Raw genomic sequence first — 22,500 nt, 5'->3', positions numbered from 1 at the left:
ACGACGAACTGCGCCGGTACCTCAAGAAGACCGCGAAGGAGCTGTACGAGACCAAACAACAACTCCGCGCGCTCACCGACCGGTTACGGGAACCGATCGCTATCGTCGGTATGGCCTGCCGTTATCCGGGCGGCGTGCGATCGGCCGAGGACCTGTGGCGGGTGGCCGCCGACGGTGTGGACGCCATCGGCGACTACCCCGCCGACCGGGGGTGGGATCTGGAGCGGCTCTACGACCCGGACCCGGATGTACCGGGCACGGTCTACACCCGCTCGGGTGGATTCCTGGACTCCATCGGCGATTTCGACGCGGCCTTCTTCGGCATCGGCCCGCGGGAGGCGGCCGCGATGGATCCACAGCAGCGGATGCTGCTCGAGGCGTCGTGGGAGGCACTCGAGGATGCCGGCATCGATCCGGTGTCGTTGCGTGGCAGCGAGACCGGGGTGTTCGCCGGTGTCATCCATCAGTACTACGGGCCACGGGTCGGCTCTCCGGAGATCACCGCCGAGACGGAAGGCCATGCCTACCTCGGTGGTTCGGACAGTGTGCTGTCCGGCCGGATCGCCTACACGCTCGGTTTCAAGGGTCCGGCCATCTCGGTGGACACCGCGTGCTCGTCGTCCTTGGTCGCGGTGCATCTGGCCTGTCAGGCCTTGCGGCAGGGGGACACCACGCTGGCGCTGGCGGGCGGTGTGACTGTGATGTCGGATCCCTCGCTGCCGATCGCGTTCGCCCGCCAGCGCGCGATGTCGACCGACGGACGATGCAAGGCATTCGCGGCGGCCGCGGACGGCACCGGCTTCTCCGAGGGGCTCGGGGTGCTGGTGCTGGAACGGTTGTCCGACGCGCGACGGCTCGGCCACACCGTGCTGGCGGTGATTCGTGGCAGTGCGATCAATCAGGACGGTGCGAGCAATGGCCTGACCGCGCCCAACGGCCCGTCGCAGGAACGTGTCATCCGGCAGGCGCTGGCCAATGCCGGGCTCGATCCCTGGGATGTGGATGCGGTGGAGGCGCACGGTACGGGCACCATGCTCGGTGATCCGATCGAGGCGCGGGCCTTGATCGGTGTCTACGGCGGACGCCGGGAAGGCGCGCCGCTCGGTCTCGGTTCGCTGAAATCGAATATCGGTCACACGTCGGCGGCTGCCGGTGTGGGTGGTGTGATCAAAATGGTGCAGGCGATGCGGCACGGTGTGATGCCGAAGACTTTGCATGTGGATGCGCCGTCGCCGCATGTGGATTGGTCGGCGGGGACGGTGCGGTTGCTGACCGAGGCTCAGCCGTGGTCGGCGGGGGAGCGGCCGCGACGGGCGGGTGTGTCGTCGTTCGGGGCCAGCGGCACCAATGCGCACCTGATTCTCGAAGAGGCTTCCGTCGACGCGGTCGCCGCGCAGCCCGGCGAACAGCCGATGCCGGTCGGGGGGGCCGATACATCGGGCGCCGAGCGCGGCACGCCAGATACCGCGCGAGATGGGGCAGGTGCCGCGCCCGGCACACCGGATGTCGCTGCACTTGTGCTGTCGGCCAGAACCGAGGATGCGTTGCGTGCGCAGGCGGATCGGCTGCGGCAGAGGCTGCTCGACGATCCAGCGGCGAACGTATGGGATGTGGCGTATTCACTCACCGCCTCGCGGGCGCTGCTGGATCGGCGGGGAGCGGTCATCGGCCGGGACCGGGACGAGATGCTCGCGGGGCTCGCCGAGCTCGCGGCAGGTGGACCGGGCGCCATCGAGGCGGCGGCGGGTGCGGGAAAGACCGCGTTGCTGTTCACCGGTCAGGGTGCCCAGCGCGCGGGGATGGGGGTCGGGCTGTACGCGGCGTTTCCGGCGTTCGCGGCGGCACTGGACGAGGTGTGCGCACACATCGATCCACTACTCGGACGGTCGTTGCGAGCGTTGATGTTCAACGGGCCCGACGAGGTATTGGCCCGGACGGAATTCACCCAGCCCGCGCTGTTCGCCTTCGAAGTGGCGGCGTTCCGATTGGTGGCGTCGTTCGGCGTCGTGCCTGATGTATTGATCGGACATTCGATCGGGGAATTGGCGGCGGCCCATGTGGCGGGTGTCTGGTCGCTGGCGGATGCGTGCGCGCTGGTGGTGGCCCGCGGCCGCTTGATGGGCGCGTTGCCGACGGGCGGGGCGATGCTGGCGGTGGCGGTCGGGGAGCGCCGTGCTGCCGCTCTCGTCGCGGGCTCGGGCGATCGGGTGTCGGTCGCGGCGGTCAACGGACCCTCCTCGACCGTGCTGTCCGGCGATGACGACGCCATCGCCGAGATCGAGCGGCAATTGTCTGCCGAGGGGGTCAAGACCACCCGGCTGCGAGTCAGCCACGCCTTCCATTCGGCTCGGATGGAGCCCATGCTGCACGAATTCCGTTCCGTGGCAGCATCACTCGACTATCGACGGCCCACTGTGCCGCTGGTGTCGAACGTATCCGGTGCGTTCGCCGCAGACGAGCTCACCGACCCGGACTATTGGGTGCGCCAGGTGCGCGGCTGCGTGCGGTTCGCGCCGGGTGTCTCCACTCTGGTCGAGGCGGGGGTGCGGCGGTTTCTCGAGGTGGGGCCGGATGCGGTGCTCGCGGCGATGACCAGGGACTGCTTGGCGGCCGAATCGGCGCCGGAGTCGGCGACCCGGGTGGCCGCGCTGGCCCGCCGATCGGCCGATGAGGTGCGACAGTCCGTCACCTCGCTGGCGCAGGTCCATGTGGCGGGTACACGAGTCGACTGGGAGCCGCTGTTCGCAGGCCGGACAGCGCGCCGAATTCCCCTGCCCACCTATCCGTTCCAACGCAAACGCTTCTGGCTGCCGTCGACCCCGACCGGCACCTCGGCCGCGGCGGACCATCCGATCCTGACCGGTGTCGTGGGCTTGGCGGGTACCGACGAGTGGCTGTTCACCGGCCGGTTCTCGCTCCGCAGCCATCCCTGGATCGCCGATCATCAGACCTACGGCGTGGTGGTGGTACCCGCCGTGGCGCTGATCGAGTTCCTGCTCGTCGCGGCGGGCCGCATCGGTTGCCGGACAGTCGAGGAACTCACCTTGCAGGCGCCGATCCTGCCCGGCGCCGATGACGAGGTGGACCTCCAGGTGCTGGTGCAGGCGCCCGATGACTCGGGGCAGCGCCGATTCGAGATCTACTTCCGCACCTCACCCGACGCCGAATGGGTGCACAACGCCACCGGCGCGCTCGCGGCCGGCGCAGACGATGACGACGATCTGGTGTCGCGACTGCACGAGGAGCAGTGGCCACCCGCCGATGCGGAGGTCATCGACGCCACAGCACTTCCGGACCGGATCGCCAAGGACACCGGACTGGAATTCGGTCCCGCCTTCCTCGGCGTGCGTGCGGCCTGGCAGCGCGACGACACTGTCTTCTCCGAGGTCGTGCTGAACACCGACGCCGCGCCCGAACCGGGACGGTACGACCTGCATCCGGCGCTGCTCGATCTGGTCATGCACGCGGGTCTGTCCAGGGTGATGTGGCGCGGGGAGGATGCCGATCCCGACACCGGCTGGCTGCTGTTCCGCTGGGGCGGTGTGCGCCTGCACAAGCCCGCACCGGCCGGCCCGACCGAGCTGCGGGTCATCGCGGTCGCGACAGGTGCCGATACGGTCTCCGCCGCGGCGGTCGACCCGGACGGCACGCCGATCGTGTCCGTCGACGCGGTGGTGATGCGCCCGTACGACGTCAAGGAATTCCGCGGTGCGCTCTCCGGTGACGACGCCGGACTGTACGAATTGCGCTGGGAACCCGCCGCGGCGGCCGAACACCGCCCGGGATCGTCGATATCGGTGCTCGGCGGCACGATCGTCGCCGGAATCAGCACAGCGCACGCGTCGGTGGCCGAGGTCGTCACCGGTGACAGCGTTCCCGAAGTGGTGGTGTGGCGGCCCGAACCGTGCACCGATGATCCGGCGGGAGTCCGACGGGCGGTACACGACACACTGAACTTGTTGCGGTCGTGGCTCGCCGAGGAGCGCACAGCGAACGCTCGGCTCGTGGTGCTGACGGCAGGCGGGGTGGAATCGCCCGGTGCGGTTCCGCACGCCGCCGCGGCGGCGATATGGGGGTTGATGCGCAGCGCGCAGTCGGAGCATCCGGATCGGTTCACGGTGGTGGACGAGGATTCGGCGAATCCGCTGGACGCCGATCGGCTCGCGGACGTGGTGTCGCTGTGGGAGCCGCAGATCGCGGTCCGGGACGCGGCGGTGCAGGTGCCGCGGCTGGTGCGCCTGCCGGGGGAACCTACTGGTGGGCTCACCGATCAGCTGGGCTCACACACTGTTGACGGTGCTGCGGTGGCCCGTCGTCCGTATGTCGAGAACACAGAAGCCACACCATCGTTCGGTGACGGAACCGTGCTGATCACCGGGGGTACCGGCGGTCTCGGTGCCCTGCTGGCCCGGCATCTGGTAGCCGAGCACGGGGTGCGCAGGCTGACGTTGACCTCTCGGCGCGGCCTCGAATCCTCCGGTGCGACCGAGCTGATCGCCGAGCTGACCCGGCTCGGTGCCGGCGTCGAGGTGGTGGCTTGCGATGTCACCGACCGCGACGCGCTGCGAAACCTGTTGGACGCGATCGAATCCGACGGCGGTCTGACCGGTGTCGTGCACGCGGCCGGTGTACTGGACGACGCGACCGTGGCATCGCTGACCGCCGAGCAGACCGACCGGGTGCTGGCGCCGAAGGTGGACGGCGCCTGGCACCTCGACGAACTGACCCGCGACCGTGATCTCGCGGCGTTCGTGGTGTTCTCCTCGCTCGCCACGGTGCTCGGATCGGCCGGGCAGGCCAATTACGCCGCGGCGAACGGGTTCCTCGACGCCTTGACGGCACGGCGGCGAGCGGCCGGGCAGACCGCGATCTCGCTGGCATGGGGACCGTGGGAGCAGCGCAACGGTATGACCGGCGGCCTCGATCGTGCCGCTGTCGCGCGCTGGCAGCGGCTGGGGCTTGGACAGCTCGAGGATGCCGAAGGGCTGCGCCTGTTCGACGCAGCATTGGCCCGGGGCCGAGCCCATGTGGTGCCGATTAGGTTCGATCCGAGTGTCTTGCGCCGTGCCTCCGATATCGACGCGGTGCCCGCGGTGCTGCGTGGATTCGTCCGGCGTCCGGTGCGGGCGGCACAATCGGTGCCGGTGAGCGCGCCTACGGATGGCATGCTGGCCGGGGTGCCACAGGCGCAGCGCGGTGAGATCGTGCTGGATATGGTGCGGGCCCAGGCGGCCGCTGTCCTCGGACACGATTCGGGCGAGGACATCCGGCCCGATCAGCGCTTCGACGAGGTCGGCTTCGATTCCCTCGGCGGGGTGGAGTTCCGTAATCGGCTGAGCAAGACGACCGGTGTGCAGCTGCCATCCACGCTGGTGTTCGACCATCCCACCCCGGCGGCGGTGGCGACGCTGGTGCTGTCGAAGCTCGCGCCGTCGGTGGCCGCGCCGACCGGGAAGACCGTGCGCCGGGTGCGGGCGGATGAGCCCATCGCCATCGTCGGGATGGCCTGCCGGTTCCCCGGCGGCGTCGAATCGCCGGATCAGCTGTGGGATCTCATTACCGCGGGCACCGATGCGACCGGTGAATTCCCGTCCGATCGCGGGTGGGATCTGGATCGGCTGTTCGACCCGGATCCGGACGAGCCCGGCACGGTATACACCCGCCGCGGTGGATTCCTCGACGGTGCTGCCGATTTCGACGCGAGCTTGTTCGGGCTCGGCCCACGGGAAGCCTCGGCCATGGATCCGCAGCAGCGCCTGCTGCTCGAAGTCTCCTGGGAGGCATTGGAACAGGCCAATATCGACCCGATGTCGCTGCGCGGCACCGATACCGGTGTGTACACCGGAGCGGGCTACTCGGGGTACGCCGAACGGGTGGGCGGTGATCTGGAGGGCTACCGGCTCACCGGTACCACCAGCAGTGTGCTGTCCGGGCGGGTGGCCTATGTCTTCGGGCTCGAAGGACCCGCGGTCACGGTGGACACCGCATGCTCCTCATCGCTGGTCGCAGTGCACCTGGCCTGCCAGGCGCTGCGCCAGGGTGAGAGCTCACTGACGCTGGCGGGCGGCGTCACCGTCGCCGCCACCCCGCACCTCTACGTCGACTTCGCCCGCCAGCGTGGGCTGTCCCCCGACGGTCGGTGCAAGGCGTTCTCGGCCGCGGCCGACGGCGTCGCCTTCGCCGAGGGCGTCGGTGTGCTGGTGCTGGAGCGGCTCTCCGATGCCCGCAGGCTCGGTCATCGGGTACTCGGCCTGGTGCGCGGAACGGCCGTGAACCAGGACGGCGCCAGCAATGGTTTGACCGCGCCGAACGGTCCCTCGCAGGAACGACTGATCGCGGCAGCACTGGCGAACGCGGGCCTGCGGCCGTCGGATATCGACGTGGTCGAGGCGCACGGCACCGGCACGACATTGGGCGATCCGATCGAAGCCCAAGCGCTGATCGCCGCATACGGGCGCGACCGCGCGGGCCGGCCGCTGCGGATCGGAACGGTCAAATCGAATATCGGCCATACCGTCGCCGCGGCCGGTGTGGCCGGGATGATCAAGATGATCCAGGCCATGCGCTACGAAACCCAGCCGAGGACACTGCACGCGGAAGTGCCCAGCCCACATGTGGACTGGTCGGCGGGCGAAGTCGAGCTCTTGACCGAGGCCGAGCCATGGCCACTGGGTGAGCGCAAGCGCCGGGCGGGAGTGTCGTCGTTCGGTGTGAGTGGCACCAACGCCCACGTCATCATGGAGGAGGCTCCGGCGCAGCGGGAACCGGCACCGCCGCAATCCCAGGACGAACCGCCAACCGGCAACGCCGTCGCCTGGATGGTGTCTGCGAACACCGAAGCGGGCCTGCGAGCACAGGCAGAGCGGTTGCGGCAGTATCTGATCGACGAGCCCGACCTGGATGTCGTGGACATCGCGCACACACTGGCGACGGCACGGGCCCGATTGGATTGGCGCGGTGCGGCCACCGGCCGTGACCGGGACGAACTCCTGGCCGGGCTGGCCGCACTGGCGGTGGGTGCGCCGGGCACCATCGAAGCGGTCGCGGACGGGGGGAAGACGGCATTCCTGTTCACCGGCCAGGGCGCGCAGCGGCACGGTATGGGTGCGCAGCTGTACCGCGCGTTCCCGGCCTTCGCCGCCGCGCTGGACGAGGTGTGCGCCGAATTCGATCCGGTGCTCGGCGGTTCGCTGAAGGCCGTGATGTTCGATGCGGCGAACGACGGCGCCTCGACCACACTGGACCGGACCGAATGGACGCAGCCCGCGCTGTTCGCATTCGAGGTGGCGATGTTCCGGCTGCTCGAATCTTTCGGTATCACTCCGGATCTGGTGATCGGCCATTCGATCGGCGAGCTGGCGGCCGCCTATGTGGCCGGGGTGTGGTCGCTGCCGGACGCGTGCGCAGTGGTCTCGGCGCGGGGCCGGTTGATGGGCGCGCTGCCCACAGGCGGAGCCATGGTGGCGGTGGCGGTATCGGAGGAACGTGCGCTCGCGGCGATGGCGGACATCGGCCAGGAGCACGCCGGCCAGGTATCGGTGGCGGCGGTGAACGGTCCGGGATCGGTGGTGCTGTCGGGCGCGGAAGCCGCGGTCGAAGCCCTCGCCGCGACCTTCGTCCTCGAGGGGGTACAAACCTCTCGATTGCGGGTCAGCCATGCCTTCCATTCGCCGCTCATGGAGCCCATGCTCGATGAATTCCGCGCGGTGGCCGAGAGCGTGACCTATCACGAGCCGTCGCTGCCGATCGTGTCCAATGTGTCGGGCACCCGGGTCGGCGACGATGTACGCGATCCGGGCTACTGGGTCGCGCAGGTGCGGGCGTGCGTACGGTTCGCACCAGGGGTGGACGTCATGATTGCCTCGGGTGTGCGGCGATTCGTGGAACTCGGCCCTGATGCGGTGCTGGCCGCGATGGTCCGGCAGTGCCTGGCCCCGACGCCGGATATCGAGGCGAAATCGACGGTGATCGCGGCCGCTCGGCGGGCCACCGACGAACAGGCCCACGTCGTCTCGGCACTGTCGTGGGCCGGTGTCTCGGGCGCACCGGTGGACTGGGCGGGACTGTTCGGTGACCGCCCGGTTCGCCGGGTGCCGTTGCCCACCTATGCATTCCAGCATCGGCGGTACTGGTTGGCGCCGGTCGCCTCGGTATCGCCGAGCGCGACGGGCCATCCGGTATTGACCGGTGCGGTGCCGCTCGCGGGCACCGGCGAATGGATGCTCACCGGCACCCTCGCGCGCCGGACCCATCCGTGGCTCGCGGACCACACCAGCTATGGCGTGCTGGTGGTGCCGAGTACAGCGCTGGTGGAGATGCTGCTGGTCGCGGTACCGCGGTTGGGCTGCGCGGGCGTGGAGGAGCTGACCCTGGAGGCTCCGGTCCTGCCACCCGAGGAGGGTGCGCTCGAATTGCAGGTGCTCGTCGACCGCGCCGACGAGACGGGCCGACGGCATTTCACCTTCCACTACCGGATCGCCGGTGACGGTGACGACAGCTGGGTCCGCAATGCCAGCGGCATCCTGTCGGGCGAGCGACCTGCGACCGAACCGCTGCTGGACCGGCTCCGTGCCGAGCCGTGGCCGCCGACTGATGCCGAATCGGTCGATCCGGAATGGATCCCCCGGCATATCGAGGCCGCATCGGGTCTCGAATACAGCGGTTCGTTCCGCAGTACCGAACGGGCCTGGCGGCGCGGCGACACCGTCTTCGCCGAGGTCGCCCTCGACGAGTCCATCGACCAGGGCGGCTTCACGCTGCATCCGGGCTTGATGGACGCGGTCGGCCACGCGGGGCTCGCGTGTCTGATGTGGCCGGAACACGGTGGCGATCCGGAGATCGGCAAACTGCTGTTCCGCTGGGGCGGTGCGCGATTCCACGGCAGCACGCGGCCGGAGAGGCTGCGGGTGATCGCGGTGTCGAAGGGCCAGGACGGCCTCGCCATCGCGGCGATGGATGCTGCGGGTAATCCGGTGCTGTCCTTCGACGAGGTCGTCATGCGGTCCTACGACGTCTCCCAGCTGCGCGGTGCCGCGGCAGGCGGGGACGCCGGGGCATACGAGACGCACTGGACGCCACTGGATGTCGTCGCCGGCGATCCCACGCGGCGTGTGGTCGCGGCGCTGGGTTCGGTCCCGGTGTCCGATGCACGGGAACGATATCCAGATCTCACCACCCTGGCCGGGTCCGCGGATGCGCAGGCGGAGGTGGTGGTGTGGTCGGTCGCCGCGCAGGCACTCGCGCGCAACGGCGATATCACCGCCGCGGTGCACGAGCAGACGCGCTCGACGTTGCGGCTGCTCCAGAAGTGGTTGGAGCTGGGCGCCACGGAGTCCGCGCAGCTCGTCATCGTCACCCATAACGCCGCCGGACTGCCCGGCGAGACACCGAACCTCGCCGCTGCCACGGTCTCGGGTCTGGTCCGCAGCGCGCAAACCGAACATCCCGGCCGGATCGTGCTGCTCGACTGGCAGCTCTCCGATGCCGAACGGCCGCTCTCGGCCGATGCGGTGCTGCGGGTGCTGGCCACCGGCGAACCGAATGTGGCCGTTCGCGGCGACACCATGCTCGCGCCACGGCTGGCACCGGCGACGGTATCCGGCGAGCGGCGTCCGACGTTCGGTTCCGGCACCGTGCTCGTCACCGGAGGCACCGGTGGGCTCGGCGCGATACTGGCCCGGCATCTGGTCACCGAACATGATGTCCGGCGGTTGCTGCTCGTCTCCCGCAGCGGTGAAAAAGCGGGTGGCGCGATGGAATTGGCGGCGGAACTGAGTGAACTCGGCGCACAGGTCCGCCTTGCGGCGTGCGATGTCACCGATCGCACGGCGGTAGGGGCGCTGCTGGATTCGATCCCAGCCGAACAGCCGTTGACGGGTGTAGTCCATGCGGCCGGTGTGCTCGACGACGCCACGATCGGCACTCTCACCGCGAAGCGGTTGCATCAGGTGCTCGCGCCGAAGGTCGATGCGGCCTGGCATCTGCACGAGGCGACGCGGCAGCTGGATCTCTCCGCGTTCGTGCTCTTCTCCTCGATCACCGGGGTGCTCGGGCCCGCCGGGCAGGCCAATTACGCCGCCGCCAATGCCTTCCTCGACGCGCTGGCTGCCCGCCGCCGGGTCGAGGGCTTGCCCGCCGTGGCACTCGCGTGGGGTCCATGGGCACAATCCGGCACGGGATCGGGCGGTATGACCGACCACCTGGATGAGGCGGCGGTGGCGCGGCTGGCTCGGCTGGGCCTGCGCCCACTGTCGCATCCCGACGGCCTGCGGCTGTTCGACTCCGTCGCGGGCAGCGCGCCGGACACGAGAAGCCCGGCGGTGCTGGTTCCGGTGTCCTTCGATGTGCACGCCCTGCGCCGGGAGGCACGGGCGGGCGTCATCCCCGCAGTGCTGCGTGGGCTCGTCCCGCGTACCGAACCGGCCAACGGGCCCGGTCGGCGAGCACAAGGATTCGACCTGACCGCGGTGCCCGTCGCGAAACGGGAGCGGGCCGTGCTCGACCTGGTTCTCGAACACGCCGCCGCCGTACTCGGGTACTCATCGGCCGAAGAGATCCGCTCCGACAAGGGATTCGACGAGATCGGCTTCGACTCGCTCGGCGGTGTGGAGTTCCGCAACCGGTTGTCGAAAGCCACCGGTCTGCAATTGCCCTCGACGATCGTTTTCGATTACCCGACAGTGGCCGATCTGGCGGGTTACCTGCACGAGCAGTTGGCCGCGACGGTCGAAACGGCGCCGTCAACGGCCGCCGTGACACCCGGCGACCTCGATCGTCTCGCCGCAATGCTCGACCACGTCCTCGCCACCGCTGGCGACGACGACGCCACGGTCACCACACTGCTCGCCCTCGGTGACCGGCTGCGATCCCACCTCGGAGACAGCGGGCGGACCGACGAATACGACGATCTCGCCGCGCATTCCACCGACGAGCTGTTCGACCTGATCGATGAGGAGTTTGGCCGGCCATGAGCACTGACAACGAGGAACGCCTCACCCGGTACCTGCGGAAGGTCACCGGAGATCTGCGCTCCGCCAACAAGCACATCCAGGACCTCGAGGAGCGGGCGCGGGAACCGATCGCGATCGTCGGCATGAGCTGCCGCTATCCGGGCGGTGTGGAGAATCCGGCACAGCTGTGGGATCTGGTCGCCTCCGGCACCGATGCGGTGGGCGGATTCCCGACCGACCGTGGCTGGGATCTGGAGCGGCTGTACGACCCCGATCCGGGTGTGCCGAATACCGTCTACACCCGCGAGGGCGGATTCCTGTATTCGGCCGCCGATTTCGACGCGGGCTTCTTCGGTATCGGGCCGCGCGAGGCGGCGGTGATGGATCCGCAGCAGCGGTTGATGCTGGAGGCGTCCTGGGAGGCGATCGAGGATGCCGGTATCGATCCGGTGTCGTTGCGTGGCAGCGAGACCGGAGTCTTTACCGGGGTCATCCACCAGCACTACGGGCCGCGCGTAGGTTCCCCGGCCTTGTCGGCCGAAGCGGAGGGCCACGTCTATATGGGGGTGGCGAACTGTGTGGTCGCGGGCCGGGTCGCCTATACGCTCGGTCTGAAGGGGCCGGCGATGTCGGTGGATACCGCATGTTCGTCATCGCTGGTCGCGGTGCATCTGGCATGTCAGGCATTGCGGCAGGGGGACACCACGCTGGCACTGGCCGGTGGTGTCACGGTGATGTCGGATCCGGCGTTGCTGATCGCGTTCGCGCGCCAGCAGGGCCTCGCACCCGATGCCCGCTGCAAGGCATTCGCGGCGTCGGCGGACGGTACCGGCTTCGCCGAGGGGCTCGGGGTGCTGGTGCTGGAGCGGCTGTCGGACGCGCGCAGGCTCGGGCATACGGTCCTCGCCGTCGTCCGGGGTACCGCCGTGAACCAAGACGGTGCGAGCAAGGGCCTGACCGCGCCGAACGGCCCGTCGCAGGAACGTGTGATCGTGCAGACGCTGGCCAATGCGGGGCTGGACCCGGCGGATGTGGACGCCGTCGAGGCGCACGGTACCGGCACGATGCTCGGTGATCCGATCGAGGCCAGGGCCTTGATCTCGGCGTACGGGCGGGAGCGGGATACGCCGCTGTGGCTCGGTTCGTTGAAATCGAATATCGGTCACACCTCGGCCGCGGCGGGTGTCGGTGGTGTGATCAAGATGGTGCAGGCCATGCGGCATGGTGTGCTGCCCAAGACGCTGCATGTGGATGCGCCGACGCCGCATGTGGATTGGTCCGCGGGCACGGTGCGGTTGCTGACCGAGGCCCAGCCGTGGCCTGCGGGGGAGCGGGTACGCCGGACCAGCGTGTCATCGTTCGGCGCCAGCGGCACCAACGCCCATCTCGTCCTCGAGGAAGCGCCCGCTGATCCGGTCGACGCGGAACAGCCGGGCTCGGGAGCCGGCGCGGCGCGCGCGACAGCGGCGCAACCGCTCACGGTCCGGGGGCCGGGCTCCGCAACACCGGCAACAGGCCAGGATGTCGTGCCGTGGCTCGTATCGGCGAAATCGGCAGCGGCATTGCGGGCGCAGGCAGACCGCCTGCGGCTGCGGCTGATCAACGATCCCGACGCCGATATCTGGGATGTGGCGCATACGCTGTCGACCGCCCGGGCCCGGCTGGACTGGCGCGGTGCCGTGGTGGGCAGGGACCGGGCCGAGCTGCTGGCCGGTCTGGCGGCCCTGGCCGACGAGACGGCCGCCGATCGCAGCGGTGTGGTTCGTGGCGTGGTCGGCACCGGCCGCACAGCCTTCCTCTTCACCGGCCAGGGCGCGCAACGGCCGGGGATGGGTCGGGAGCTGTATGCGGCGTTTCCGGTGTTCGCGGCGGCGCTGGACGGGGTGTGCGCCCAGTTCGACGCGGTGCCGGGCCGGGGCTCTGCAACGTCGTTGCGAGAGGTGATGTTCGCCGACGACACGGCGTTGCTGGACCGGACGGAGTTCACCCAACCCGCGCTGTTCGCGTTCGAGGTGGCGCTGTATCGGCTGGCCGAATCGTTCGGCGTGACCGCCGATGTGCTGCTCGGGCATTCCATCGGTGAACTGGTGGCGGCGTACGTCGCCGGGGTCTGGTCGCTGACCGATGCCTGTGCTCTGGTGGCGGCGCGCGGGCGGTTGATGGGGGCCTTGCCCACGGGTGGGGCGATGCTCGCGGTCTCGATCGCCGAGGACGAGGCGAACGCTCTGGTGCGCGATCACGACGGCCGGGTGTCGGTCGCGGCGGTGAACGGTCCGTCCGCGATCGTGCTGTCGGGCGATACGGAGGTCGTCGATGACATCGAACGGCTGCTCGGCGAGCGCGGACACAAGACGACGCGGCTGCGGGTCAGCCATGCCTTCCATTCCGCCAGGATGGAACCGATGCTCGCGGAGTTCCGTTCGGTGGCAGCAGGATTGACCTATCGGATGCCGACAATGCCGATCGTGTCCAACGTGACCGGCGAGCCCGCCGAACAAGAACTGACCGATCCGGAGTACTGGGTGCGCCAGGTCCGCTCGGCTGTGCGGTTCGCGCCGGGAATCCGGGCACTGACCGGCTCCGGCGTGCGCCGCTTCCTGGAACTCGGCCCGGATGCCGTCCTGACAGCGATGACCCGCCGATGCCTGGCCGAGGAACCCGATCTCGAGGCGCGCTCCGTGGTCGCCGCGACGGCGCGGCGCGGTACCGATGAGCCCACCCAGTTCACCGCGTTCCTTGCCACCGCGTTCGCCGCGGGACTCGCCGTGGATTGGCGACCCGTCTTCGAGAGCCGGTCGCCGCAACGCATCGCCCTGCCGACCTATGCGTTCCAGCGTGCGCGGTACTGGCTGCCTGCCGGCGGCGACCAGGCAGATGTGCGCCGTGCCGGACTGCTCCCGCTCGAACACCCGCTGCTCGGCGCCGCGATCTCGGTCGCGGGCAAGGACGAGTGGCTGTTCACCGGAAGCCTCTCCACCAGGTCGCAGTCCTGGATCGCCGATCACACGGTCTTCGACGGAGTGCTCTTCCCCGGCACCGGATTCGTGGAGCTGGCACTGGCTGTCGGTGCACGGGTGGGCGCCGAGGTCGTCGACGAACTGGTACTGGAATCGCCATTGCGATTGGACGAGGGAGCCGAGGCCGCCGTTCAGATCCGCGTCGAAGCGCCGGAGGCGGGCGGGCGGCGACGATTCGTCGTCGCGTCGCGGGTGACCGATGCCGGGACCGGCGAGGAATCCGACATCACGCACGCGCACGGCCTTCTCGCACCGGGCGGGGAGATCGACCCGTCCGACACCGGCGCCGAATTCCCGGCACCCGACGATGCCGCCTCCGGTGCTGCGCTGTACGACGAATTGGCCGCGCTCGGGCTCGGTTACGGACCTATGTTCCAGGGCGTGCGTCAGCGATGGCAGGACGGTGACGACATCGTGGCCGAGGTGAGCATGGCCGCCGACACCGGAACGGACGCCGCTCGGTTCGGTATCCATCCCGCCCTGCTGGACGCCGCCCTGCATGCCGCCGTTCCCGCAATGACCACCGACCTGCCCCCGGATCACGTGCCGCTGCCGTTCTCGTTCACTGGCGTCCGATTGTTCCGGCCCGGCGCGGCGGCCGTACGAGTTCGGCTGCGCCGCATCGGCTCCGACGGCATGCGGCTGGAAACCGTCGACGCGACCGGTGCGCCGGTACTGACCGTCGACACATTGCGAGCGCGTCCGGTGAGCAGCCGGGCGCTGCACGACGGCCGCTCCGCGGACCGGCGTCGGCTCTTTGAGATCAGCTGGATACCGGTCGAATCCGGTGCTCACAGCGGCTCGCCGTCGCGGCGATTCGCCGCCGCGGGCTCATCACCGGTTCCCGGCTTCGGCGATAGCTACCCGGATCCGGGCGCGGTGCTCGAGGCCATCGCCGAAAGCGGTCCCGCCGCAGCCGATCCTGTGGCCGCCACCGATCCTGCCTCCCTCGACCCTTCGCGTTTCGATGCAGTGGTGTGGTTCGCCGACGAGATCGGCGCGACGGCATCGAGCACCCCCGAGTCGGTGCACAGCAGTGTGCACACCGCGTTGACGATCATTCGCGCATGGCTGCGCGCCCCCGGCACCCAGGACACCCGGCTGGTCGTGGTGACGCGCGAGGCGGCCGGTCTGCCGGGTGAAACCCCCGCTCCGGCCGCCGCGGCGGCACTGGGACTGCTGCGCAGCGCACAGTCGGAGCACCCAGGGCGAATCCTGTTGATCGACAGCGATATCGACGGTGCGGTGACACCCGAGGTGGTGTCGGCAGCCCTGGACGCCGACGAAGCGCAGTTCGCGGTCCGTGCGGGCGCACTGCTCGTCCCGCGGCTGACCCGATCCGACGCGCCCGCGACCGCACCGGACTTCGGGATCGGTTCCGGCACGGTACTGATCACCGGCGGCACCGGCGGGCTCGGTGCACTGGTGGCTCGACACCTGGCCGAGGCGCATGGTGCGCGTGATCTGGTGCTGGTGTCCCGACGCGGCGAACAAGCCGGCGGCACGGCCGATCTGGTGGCCGAACTGGCCGAATACGGGGCACGAACACGGGTGCTCGCGTGCGATGTGAGCGATCGCACCGCCGTCGCACGCCTGCTCGACGACATCGCCGACGGACCAGGACTGACGGCCGTGGTGCACGCGGCAGGCGTCCTGGCCGACGGCACCATCGAAACGCTCACACCCGAGCAGATCGACCGGGTACTCGCCGCCAAGGCCGATGCGGCGCTGCACCTGCACGAGCTCACCCTCGATCAGCAACTGTCGGCCTTCATCCTGTTCTCCTCGATCGCCGGAATTCTCGGCTCGCCCGGCCAGGGCAATTACGCGGCGGCGAACTCGGTGCTCGACGCCTTGGCTCGCCACCGCACCGCCGCCGGGCTCCCGGTGACATCGGTGGCCTGGGGTCCATGGAGCCCGGCCGGTGGGATGACGGCGGAACTGGGCGCGGCGGACTTGGCACGCCTGTCCCGGATGGGTGTTCGTCCGCTGGCCCACACCGATGGGCTGGCCCTGCTCGATCTGGCGGTGGGTACGCACCGGCCGTGCACCGCCGCGATCGATGTCGATACGGCCGCTTTGTCGGCGCAGGCGCGCGCTGGTCTGCTTGCGCCGCTGCTGCGGGCGCTGGTGCCCGCGGCGCGGCGCTCCGACGGCGGTGGTGACCTCGCCCGTCGGCTCGCGGCGGCAGACCCGGACAAACATGCCGCGATCGTGCTGGCCTTCGTCCGCGACCAGGTCGCCGCGGTGCTCGGGCACCCATCGGGCGAATTGATCGACGCCGGTAAGGCATTCAGCGAACTGGGATTCGATTCGCTCGGCGCGGTGGAGTTCCGCAACCGTCTCGCCGAGGCCACGTCCTTGCGGCTGCCCTCTACCCTCGCCTTCGACTATCCGACATCGTCGGCACTGGCCGAGTACCTGCGGACCAGGGTCGCCGGTTCCGCTGCGAACACCGGCCGGGTGCGCCGCCGGGCGCGCCCCGACGAACCGATCGCGATCGTCGGTATGGCCTGCCGTTATCCCGGCGGTGTCGAATCCGCGGACGGGCTGTGGGATCTGGTGTCCTCGGGAACCGATGCCATCAGCGAATTTCCCGCCGATCGCGACTGGCCGCTGGATCGCCTGTTCCACCCCGACCCCGACCATCCGGGTACCTCCTACGCCAGGGAAGGCGGATTCCTCACGAACGCAGCCGACTTCGATGCGGCCTTCTTCGGCATCGGCCCGCGCGAGGCGATCGCGATGGACCCACAGCAGCGCCTGCTGCTCGAGGTGTCCTGGGAAGCGCTCGAACATGCCGGTATCGACCCGACCTCGTTGCGGGGCAGCGATACCGGCGTCTACACGGGCGTGATGTACACCGATTACGAGACCGTCGCTCGCGCAGCGGGATCCGAGGTCGAAGGGTATCTGGCAACCGGTGCCGCGAGCAGTGTCGTGTCCGGACGGGTCGCCTACGCGCTGGGGCTGGAAGGTCCAGCGCTGACCGTCGATACGGCATGCTCGTCATCGCTGGTCGCGCTGCATGTGGCCTGCCGCGCCCTGCGGCAGGGTGAGAGTTCGCTGGCGCTGGTCGGCGGTGCGACGGTGATGTCGACACCGACCCTGTTCGTGGATTTCTCCCGGCAGCGTGGCTTGGCGCCGGACGGCCGGTCCAAGGCATTCTCCGCATCCGCCGACGGCGTCGCCTGGTCAGAAGGCGCTGCTGTGCTAGTCGTGGAACGGCTTGCGGACGCACAACGTTTGGGCCATCCCGTGCTCGCCGTGGTGCGTGGCACCGCCATCAACCAGGACGGCGCGAGCAATGGCCTGACAGCACCGAACGGCCCATCGCAGGAGCGGGTGATCGCGGCGGCGCTGGCCGATGCCGGCCTGGAACCGGCGCAGGTCGACGTGGTGGAGGCACACGGCACCGGCACGGCCCTCGGCGATCCGATCGAGGCGCAGGCACTGATCGCCGCCTATGGTCAGAATCGGGACCGGCCACTGCGGATCGGTGCGTTGAAATCGAATATCGGCCACACCCAGGCGGCATCGGGTGTCGGCGGTGTGATCAAGATGGTGCAGGCGTTGCGTCATGAGACCCTGCCGCGAACACTGCATGTGGATGCGCTGTCACCACATGTGGATTGGTCGGCCGGTGCGGTGCGAGTGCTGACGGAGGCCGAACCGTGGCCCGCTGGCAGTCAGGTGCGGCGTGCGGGCGTGTCGTCGTTCGGGATCAGCGGGACGAACGCCCATGTGATCGTGGAACAGGCCCCGGACCAGATCGCCGAATCCGAACCCGCCACGACCGGCCCGCACCCCGAGGTAGTGCCACTGGTCATATCGGCGAAATCGGAGCAGGCCCTGCGCGGGCAGGCGGAGCGATTGCGGAGCTGGCTGGCCGGGCATCCGGAGGCGGACCCGTGGACGATGGTTCCGACGCTGCTGGACTCGCGGGCGCTGCTGGATCGGCGTGCGGTCGTGGTCGGCAGCGGGCGCGACGAACTGCTCGCCGGGTTGGCGGCCCTGGCGACGGGGACCTCGTCGGCGTCGGTGGTGACAGGCGTGCCGCGCATCGGCACGACCGCGTTCCTGTTCACCGGTCAAAGTGCGCAGCGACGGGGTATGGGCGCGGCGCTGTCGGCCGCATTCCCCGTCTTCGCAGCGGCATTGGACGAAGTGTGCGCGGCGTTCGATCCATTGTCCGGACGATCGTTGCGTGCGGTGATGTTCACCGACCCCGAGGATGAATTGGGCCGGACCGAATGGACCCAGCCCGCACTGTTCGCCTTCGAGGTGGCGATGTTCCGGTTGCTGGCGTCCTTCGGTGCGGCACCGGATGTGCTGGCCGGACATTCCATCGGTGAACTCGCCGCGGCCTACGTCGCGGGCGTGTGGTCGCTGCCGGACGCATGCGCCCTGGTGGCCGCGCGGGGCAGGCTGATGGGCGCACTGCCCCCGGGTGGTGCGATGCTGGCCGCGGCGATCACCGAGGCCGAGGCGTCGGCGGTCATCGCCGAGTACGACGGCCGGGTATCGCTCGCGGCTGTCAACGGACCCGCGTCGGTGGTGCTCTCCGGTGCCGCGGACGCTCTCGCCGACATCGGCGGGCAACTCACCGATACCGGTCGCAAGAACACCCGGCTCCAGGTGTCACACGCGTTCCACTCCGCCCTGATGGAGCCGATGCTGGACGAATTCCGCAGCGTGGCAAAGGGGTTGACCTATCGGGAGCCGTCGATTCCGATGGTCTCGACTGTTACCGGCGCACCGGCCGATACCGAGCTGCTCGACCCGGAGTACTGGGTGGCGCAGGTGCGCGAATGCGTGCGATTCGCACCCTCGGTCGACACCCTCAGCGCATCGGGTGTACGGCGATTCGTGGAAGTCGGCCCGGATGCGGCGCTCGCCGCGATGACTACGGAATGTCTCGCCGAACATTCGGAGGCCGCCGCGAAGTCGATGACGGTGGCATCGTCGCGACGCACGACCGACGAGGTGGTCCAGTTCGTCTCGGCCCTCGCACACCTGCTCACCGCGGGTCTGCCGGTAGATCTGCGGCAGCTGGCCGCAGGCCGCGCCACCGGCCGCGCGCAGCTACCGACCTATGCGTTCCAGCATCAGCGGTTCTGGGTGCGGCCCGCCGCCGAACCAGCGACCGGAACGTTCGGGCATCCGCTCACGGCGAATGCGGTGCAGCTCGCGGGCCGCGACGAATGGCTGTTCACGGGCCGGTTCTCGGTACGCACCCAGCCGTGGATCGCCGATCACGCGGTATTCGGTTCGGTCGTACTGCCGGGAGCCGCCTTCGTGGAATCGGCGTTGGCCGCGGGCGCGCACCTGGATCTCGACACCGTCGAGGAATTGCTGCTGGAAGCACCACTGGTGCTCGACGGCACCACTGCGGTCGAACTGCAACTGACCGTCGAAGCGCTCGACGACGAAGGTCGCCGCGCCTTCACGATCCACTCCAGGCCCGCACCGGATTCCACCGACCCGACCCCTTGGGTGCTGCATGCGCGCGGCGTACTGGCCGCCGCCGCGAAGAGCACCCCGACCAGCCCCGACCCGGCCTGGCCGCCCGCAGAGGCGGAGCAGGCCGATCACCGATCGCTCTACGATCGCCTGGCCCAGCTGGGATTCGACTACGGTCCCGCCTTCCAGGGCGTCACCGGGATATGGCGGCACGACGATCGGACCTTCGTCGAGGTCTCCCTCGATGACGCGGTGCGCGGTTCGGCCGCCGCATTCGGCATTCATCCGGCGTTGCTCGACGCCTGCCTGCACGCGGGTGTCGATGAGCTGATCGACGATCTGCCCGCCGGACAGGTGCCGCTGCCCTTCGCCTTCACCGGCGTCCGGTTGTGGCGTTCGGGCGCGGAGGCGGTGCGGGTCCGGCTGATCCGCCACAGTGGCGGGCAGCTGGGAATCGAGGCCGTCGATCACGCCGGTTCGCCGGTATTGAGCGTAGAGGCGGTCCGCGCTCGCCCGATCGACGCGGACCTGCTGTCCGGGGCGCGCGCAGGGGGCCGCCGGACGACACCGCTGCATCTGCGATGGATCGAATCGGCGCTGCCCGCCGTCTCGCCCGGCGCGGCCGGTGTGGTGGCGACCTTGGGTTCGGTCCGGGTCGGCGGTATCGCGCACAGTTATGCCGATACAGCCGAACTCGTTGCGGCAGAGTCGGTTCCGGATGTGATCATCTGGTCTCTCGCCGATCTGGGGGATATCCCATCACCCGAACGCGCCGCCGCTGTCCGCAGCTCGGTCCGCACGGCGTGGATGGGACTGCGGTCCTGGCTGTCCGCCGAGCGGCTGGCGGACGCCCGCCTGGTGGTGGCGACCCGCCGCGCGGTGGGGCTGCCCGGTGAATCGGTGGACCCGGCCATGGCCGCGGTGGCCGGTCTGGTCCGCTCCGCCCAGTCGGAGCACCCCGGCCGGATCGTGCTGCTCGACCATGACGGCGAACTGTCCGGCGATCTGGTGCGGAGGGTGCTCGACTCGGCGCAGGCACAGGTGGCTGTCCGCGATACCAGTATGTTCGTGCCGCGGCTGGTCGAGGGCAGGGATCCCGAGCCCGCCGAGCCGAGCGCGGCATTCGGCAGCGGCACGGTGCTGATCACCGGTGGCACCACCGGTCTCGGCGCGGTGATGGCCCGCCATCTGGTCGCCGCGCACGGTGTGCGGCATCTGCTGCTGGTGTCCCGGCGAGGCCCGGCGACACCGGGCGCGGCGGAGCTGGCCGCCGAACTCACCGCCGCCGGCGCCGAAACCCGCGTGGCCGCCTGCGATATCGGTGACCGGGCGAGTGTCGCGACGGTGCTGGCATCGATCGGCACCGAACATCCGCTGACCGCGGTGCTTCACTCCGCGGGTGTAGTGGACGACGCCACCATCGAGAAGCTGACCCCCGAACAGCTCGATCGTGTACTCGTCCCCAAGGTCGACGGTGCCGTGCATCTGGACGAACTCACCCGGGGCGACGACCTGGCGGCCTTCGTTGTGTTCTCCTCGATCGCGGCGATGCTCGGTGCGGCGGGGCAGGGCAATTACGCGGCGGCGAACTCGTACCTCGACGGCCTCGCCCACGCACGCCGCGCCGAGGGCCTGCCCGCGCTTTCGGTGGCGTGGGGCCCGTGGCATCAGGACGTCGGCATGACGGGGGCCCTCGACCGGTCGGCGGTGACGCGGCTGGAACGGTCCGGTGTCAAGGTCCTCGACACCGCCGCCGGTGTCGCCTTACTGGACGCCGCACTCGCCGCCGACGAGGCCGTGGCCGCTTGCGTCGAATTCGACCGGACGGCGCTGTCGGCGCAGGCCAGAGCCGGGCTCCTGCCGGAGATGCTCGACGGCCTGGTCCCGGTACGAGCACGCCGGGCCGCTGGCGCCGGTGCCACCGGCGCCGAGCTGGCGGCACGGCTGGCCGCGGCACCCGCCGAACAGCGCGACGAGCTGCTGCTCGGCGTGGTCCGCGAACACGCCGCGGCCGTACTCGGATACCCGTCCGCCGCTGCCATCGATCCCGAAACACCGTTCAATGACATGGGATTCGATTCGCTCGGTAGCGTCGAACTGCGCAACCGGCTGGCGGAGGCAGCGGGCACGAAGCTGCCTTCGACACTGGTGTTCGACTATCCGACCGGGACCGCAGTGGCGGCATTCCTGCGCTCCCGGCTGGAGGTGGCTCCGGCCGCCTCGGCGGCCGACGAGCAGATCGCCGCGCTGCGAACGCTTTTCGCGAGTCTGTCCGCCACCGAGGACAAGGAACGTCTGGCCGCGCGGATCCGTGTGACATTGTCCGAAGCCGTGGCGGAACCGGCGTCCGCTGTTCGCAGTGATCGCGCCGCGGTGGAAGCGGCCGGCGTCGATGAGCTCTTCGCGCTCATCGACCAGCAGATCACCACACCGTGACAACCATCGAGTGAGGAAGAACATGACATCCAATGACGTGGCGACCATCGAAATCTCCGGCGGCGCACGCACCCTGCATATGGAATGGGACGATCCTGCCATCGCCGTACTCGGCCTGCTCGGACTGTCGAGGGAAGAACTGCTGGCACAGCTGCGCAGCGGTGAACTCGCTCAGCCGCCGCTGGCCCGTCTGCTCAACATCACGCTCATCGACGCCGAACCGGGCCGCATGACCTTGAGTCTCACCCCGGACGAGAGGCATGTGAATTTCATCGGGGTGATCGGCGGCGGCATCGTCGCCACCGTCCTCGATATCGCCATGTGGGGTGCGGTCCATCTGTCGCTGGAGGACAAATCCATGGTGTCGACCATCACCATGAACACCACCATGGTCCGGCGTATCTCGCCCGACCAGGGACCGCTGCGCGCGATCGCCCACGCGGTACACCTCGGTCGCAGCACCGCGGCGGCCGAGGCACGGCTCGTCGACTCCGCCGACAAGCTCTACGCCACCGCGACCGCAAGCTTCGCCCGCCTGGGCGGGGATCGGTAAGCGTCCCGGTGCCGACACCGAAGCCGTGAACCCGCCTACCGTCGTCCACACGACGGAAGGCGGGTGGGCTTCGGATTGCGGG

2 protein-coding genes and 1 pseudogene are annotated in these 22,500 nt (G+C 69.5%); all 3 read left to right on the top strand.

Features of this window, described 5'->3' with window-relative positions:
- Positions 1-2: 2 nt before the first annotated feature.
- Positions 3-10,970 (top strand): annotated as a pseudogene (locus tag ACFXNW_RS21955) (type I polyketide synthase); the annotation flags it as partial.
- Complete coding sequence (locus ACFXNW_RS21950) at positions 10,967-21,865, top strand: type I polyketide synthase (RefSeq protein ID WP_379419596.1); 10,899 nt, start codon at positions 10,967-10,969, stop codon at positions 21,863-21,865. The pseudogene ACFXNW_RS21955 and the gene ACFXNW_RS21950, both read left to right, overlap by 4 nt.
- A gap of 22 nt (positions 21,866-21,887) precedes the next feature.
- Positions 21,888-22,418, top strand: coding sequence for a PaaI family thioesterase (locus ACFXNW_RS21945; protein WP_379419595.1), 531 nt, complete (start codon positions 21,888-21,890; stop codon positions 22,416-22,418).
- Positions 22,419-22,500 lie beyond the last annotated feature (82 nt).

Origin of the sequence: Nocardia sp. NPDC059180 (genome assembly GCF_042754945.1) — a bacterium.
Lineage (GTDB): Bacteria > Actinomycetota > Actinomycetes > Mycobacteriales > Mycobacteriaceae > Nocardia.
The sequence above is the reverse complement of the archived record's forward strand: the minus strand, read 5'-3'. Positions and strand labels throughout refer to the sequence as shown.

Excerpts from the sequence above, each read along its gene's own strand:
- ACFXNW_RS21950 (WP_379419596.1), top strand. The coding sequence starts at position 10,967 with ATGAGCACTGACAACGAGGAACGCCTCACCCGGTACCTGCGGAAGGTC.
- ACFXNW_RS21945 (WP_379419595.1), top strand. The coding sequence starts at position 21,888 with ATGACATCCAATGACGTGGCGACCATCGAAATCTCCGGCGGCGCACGC.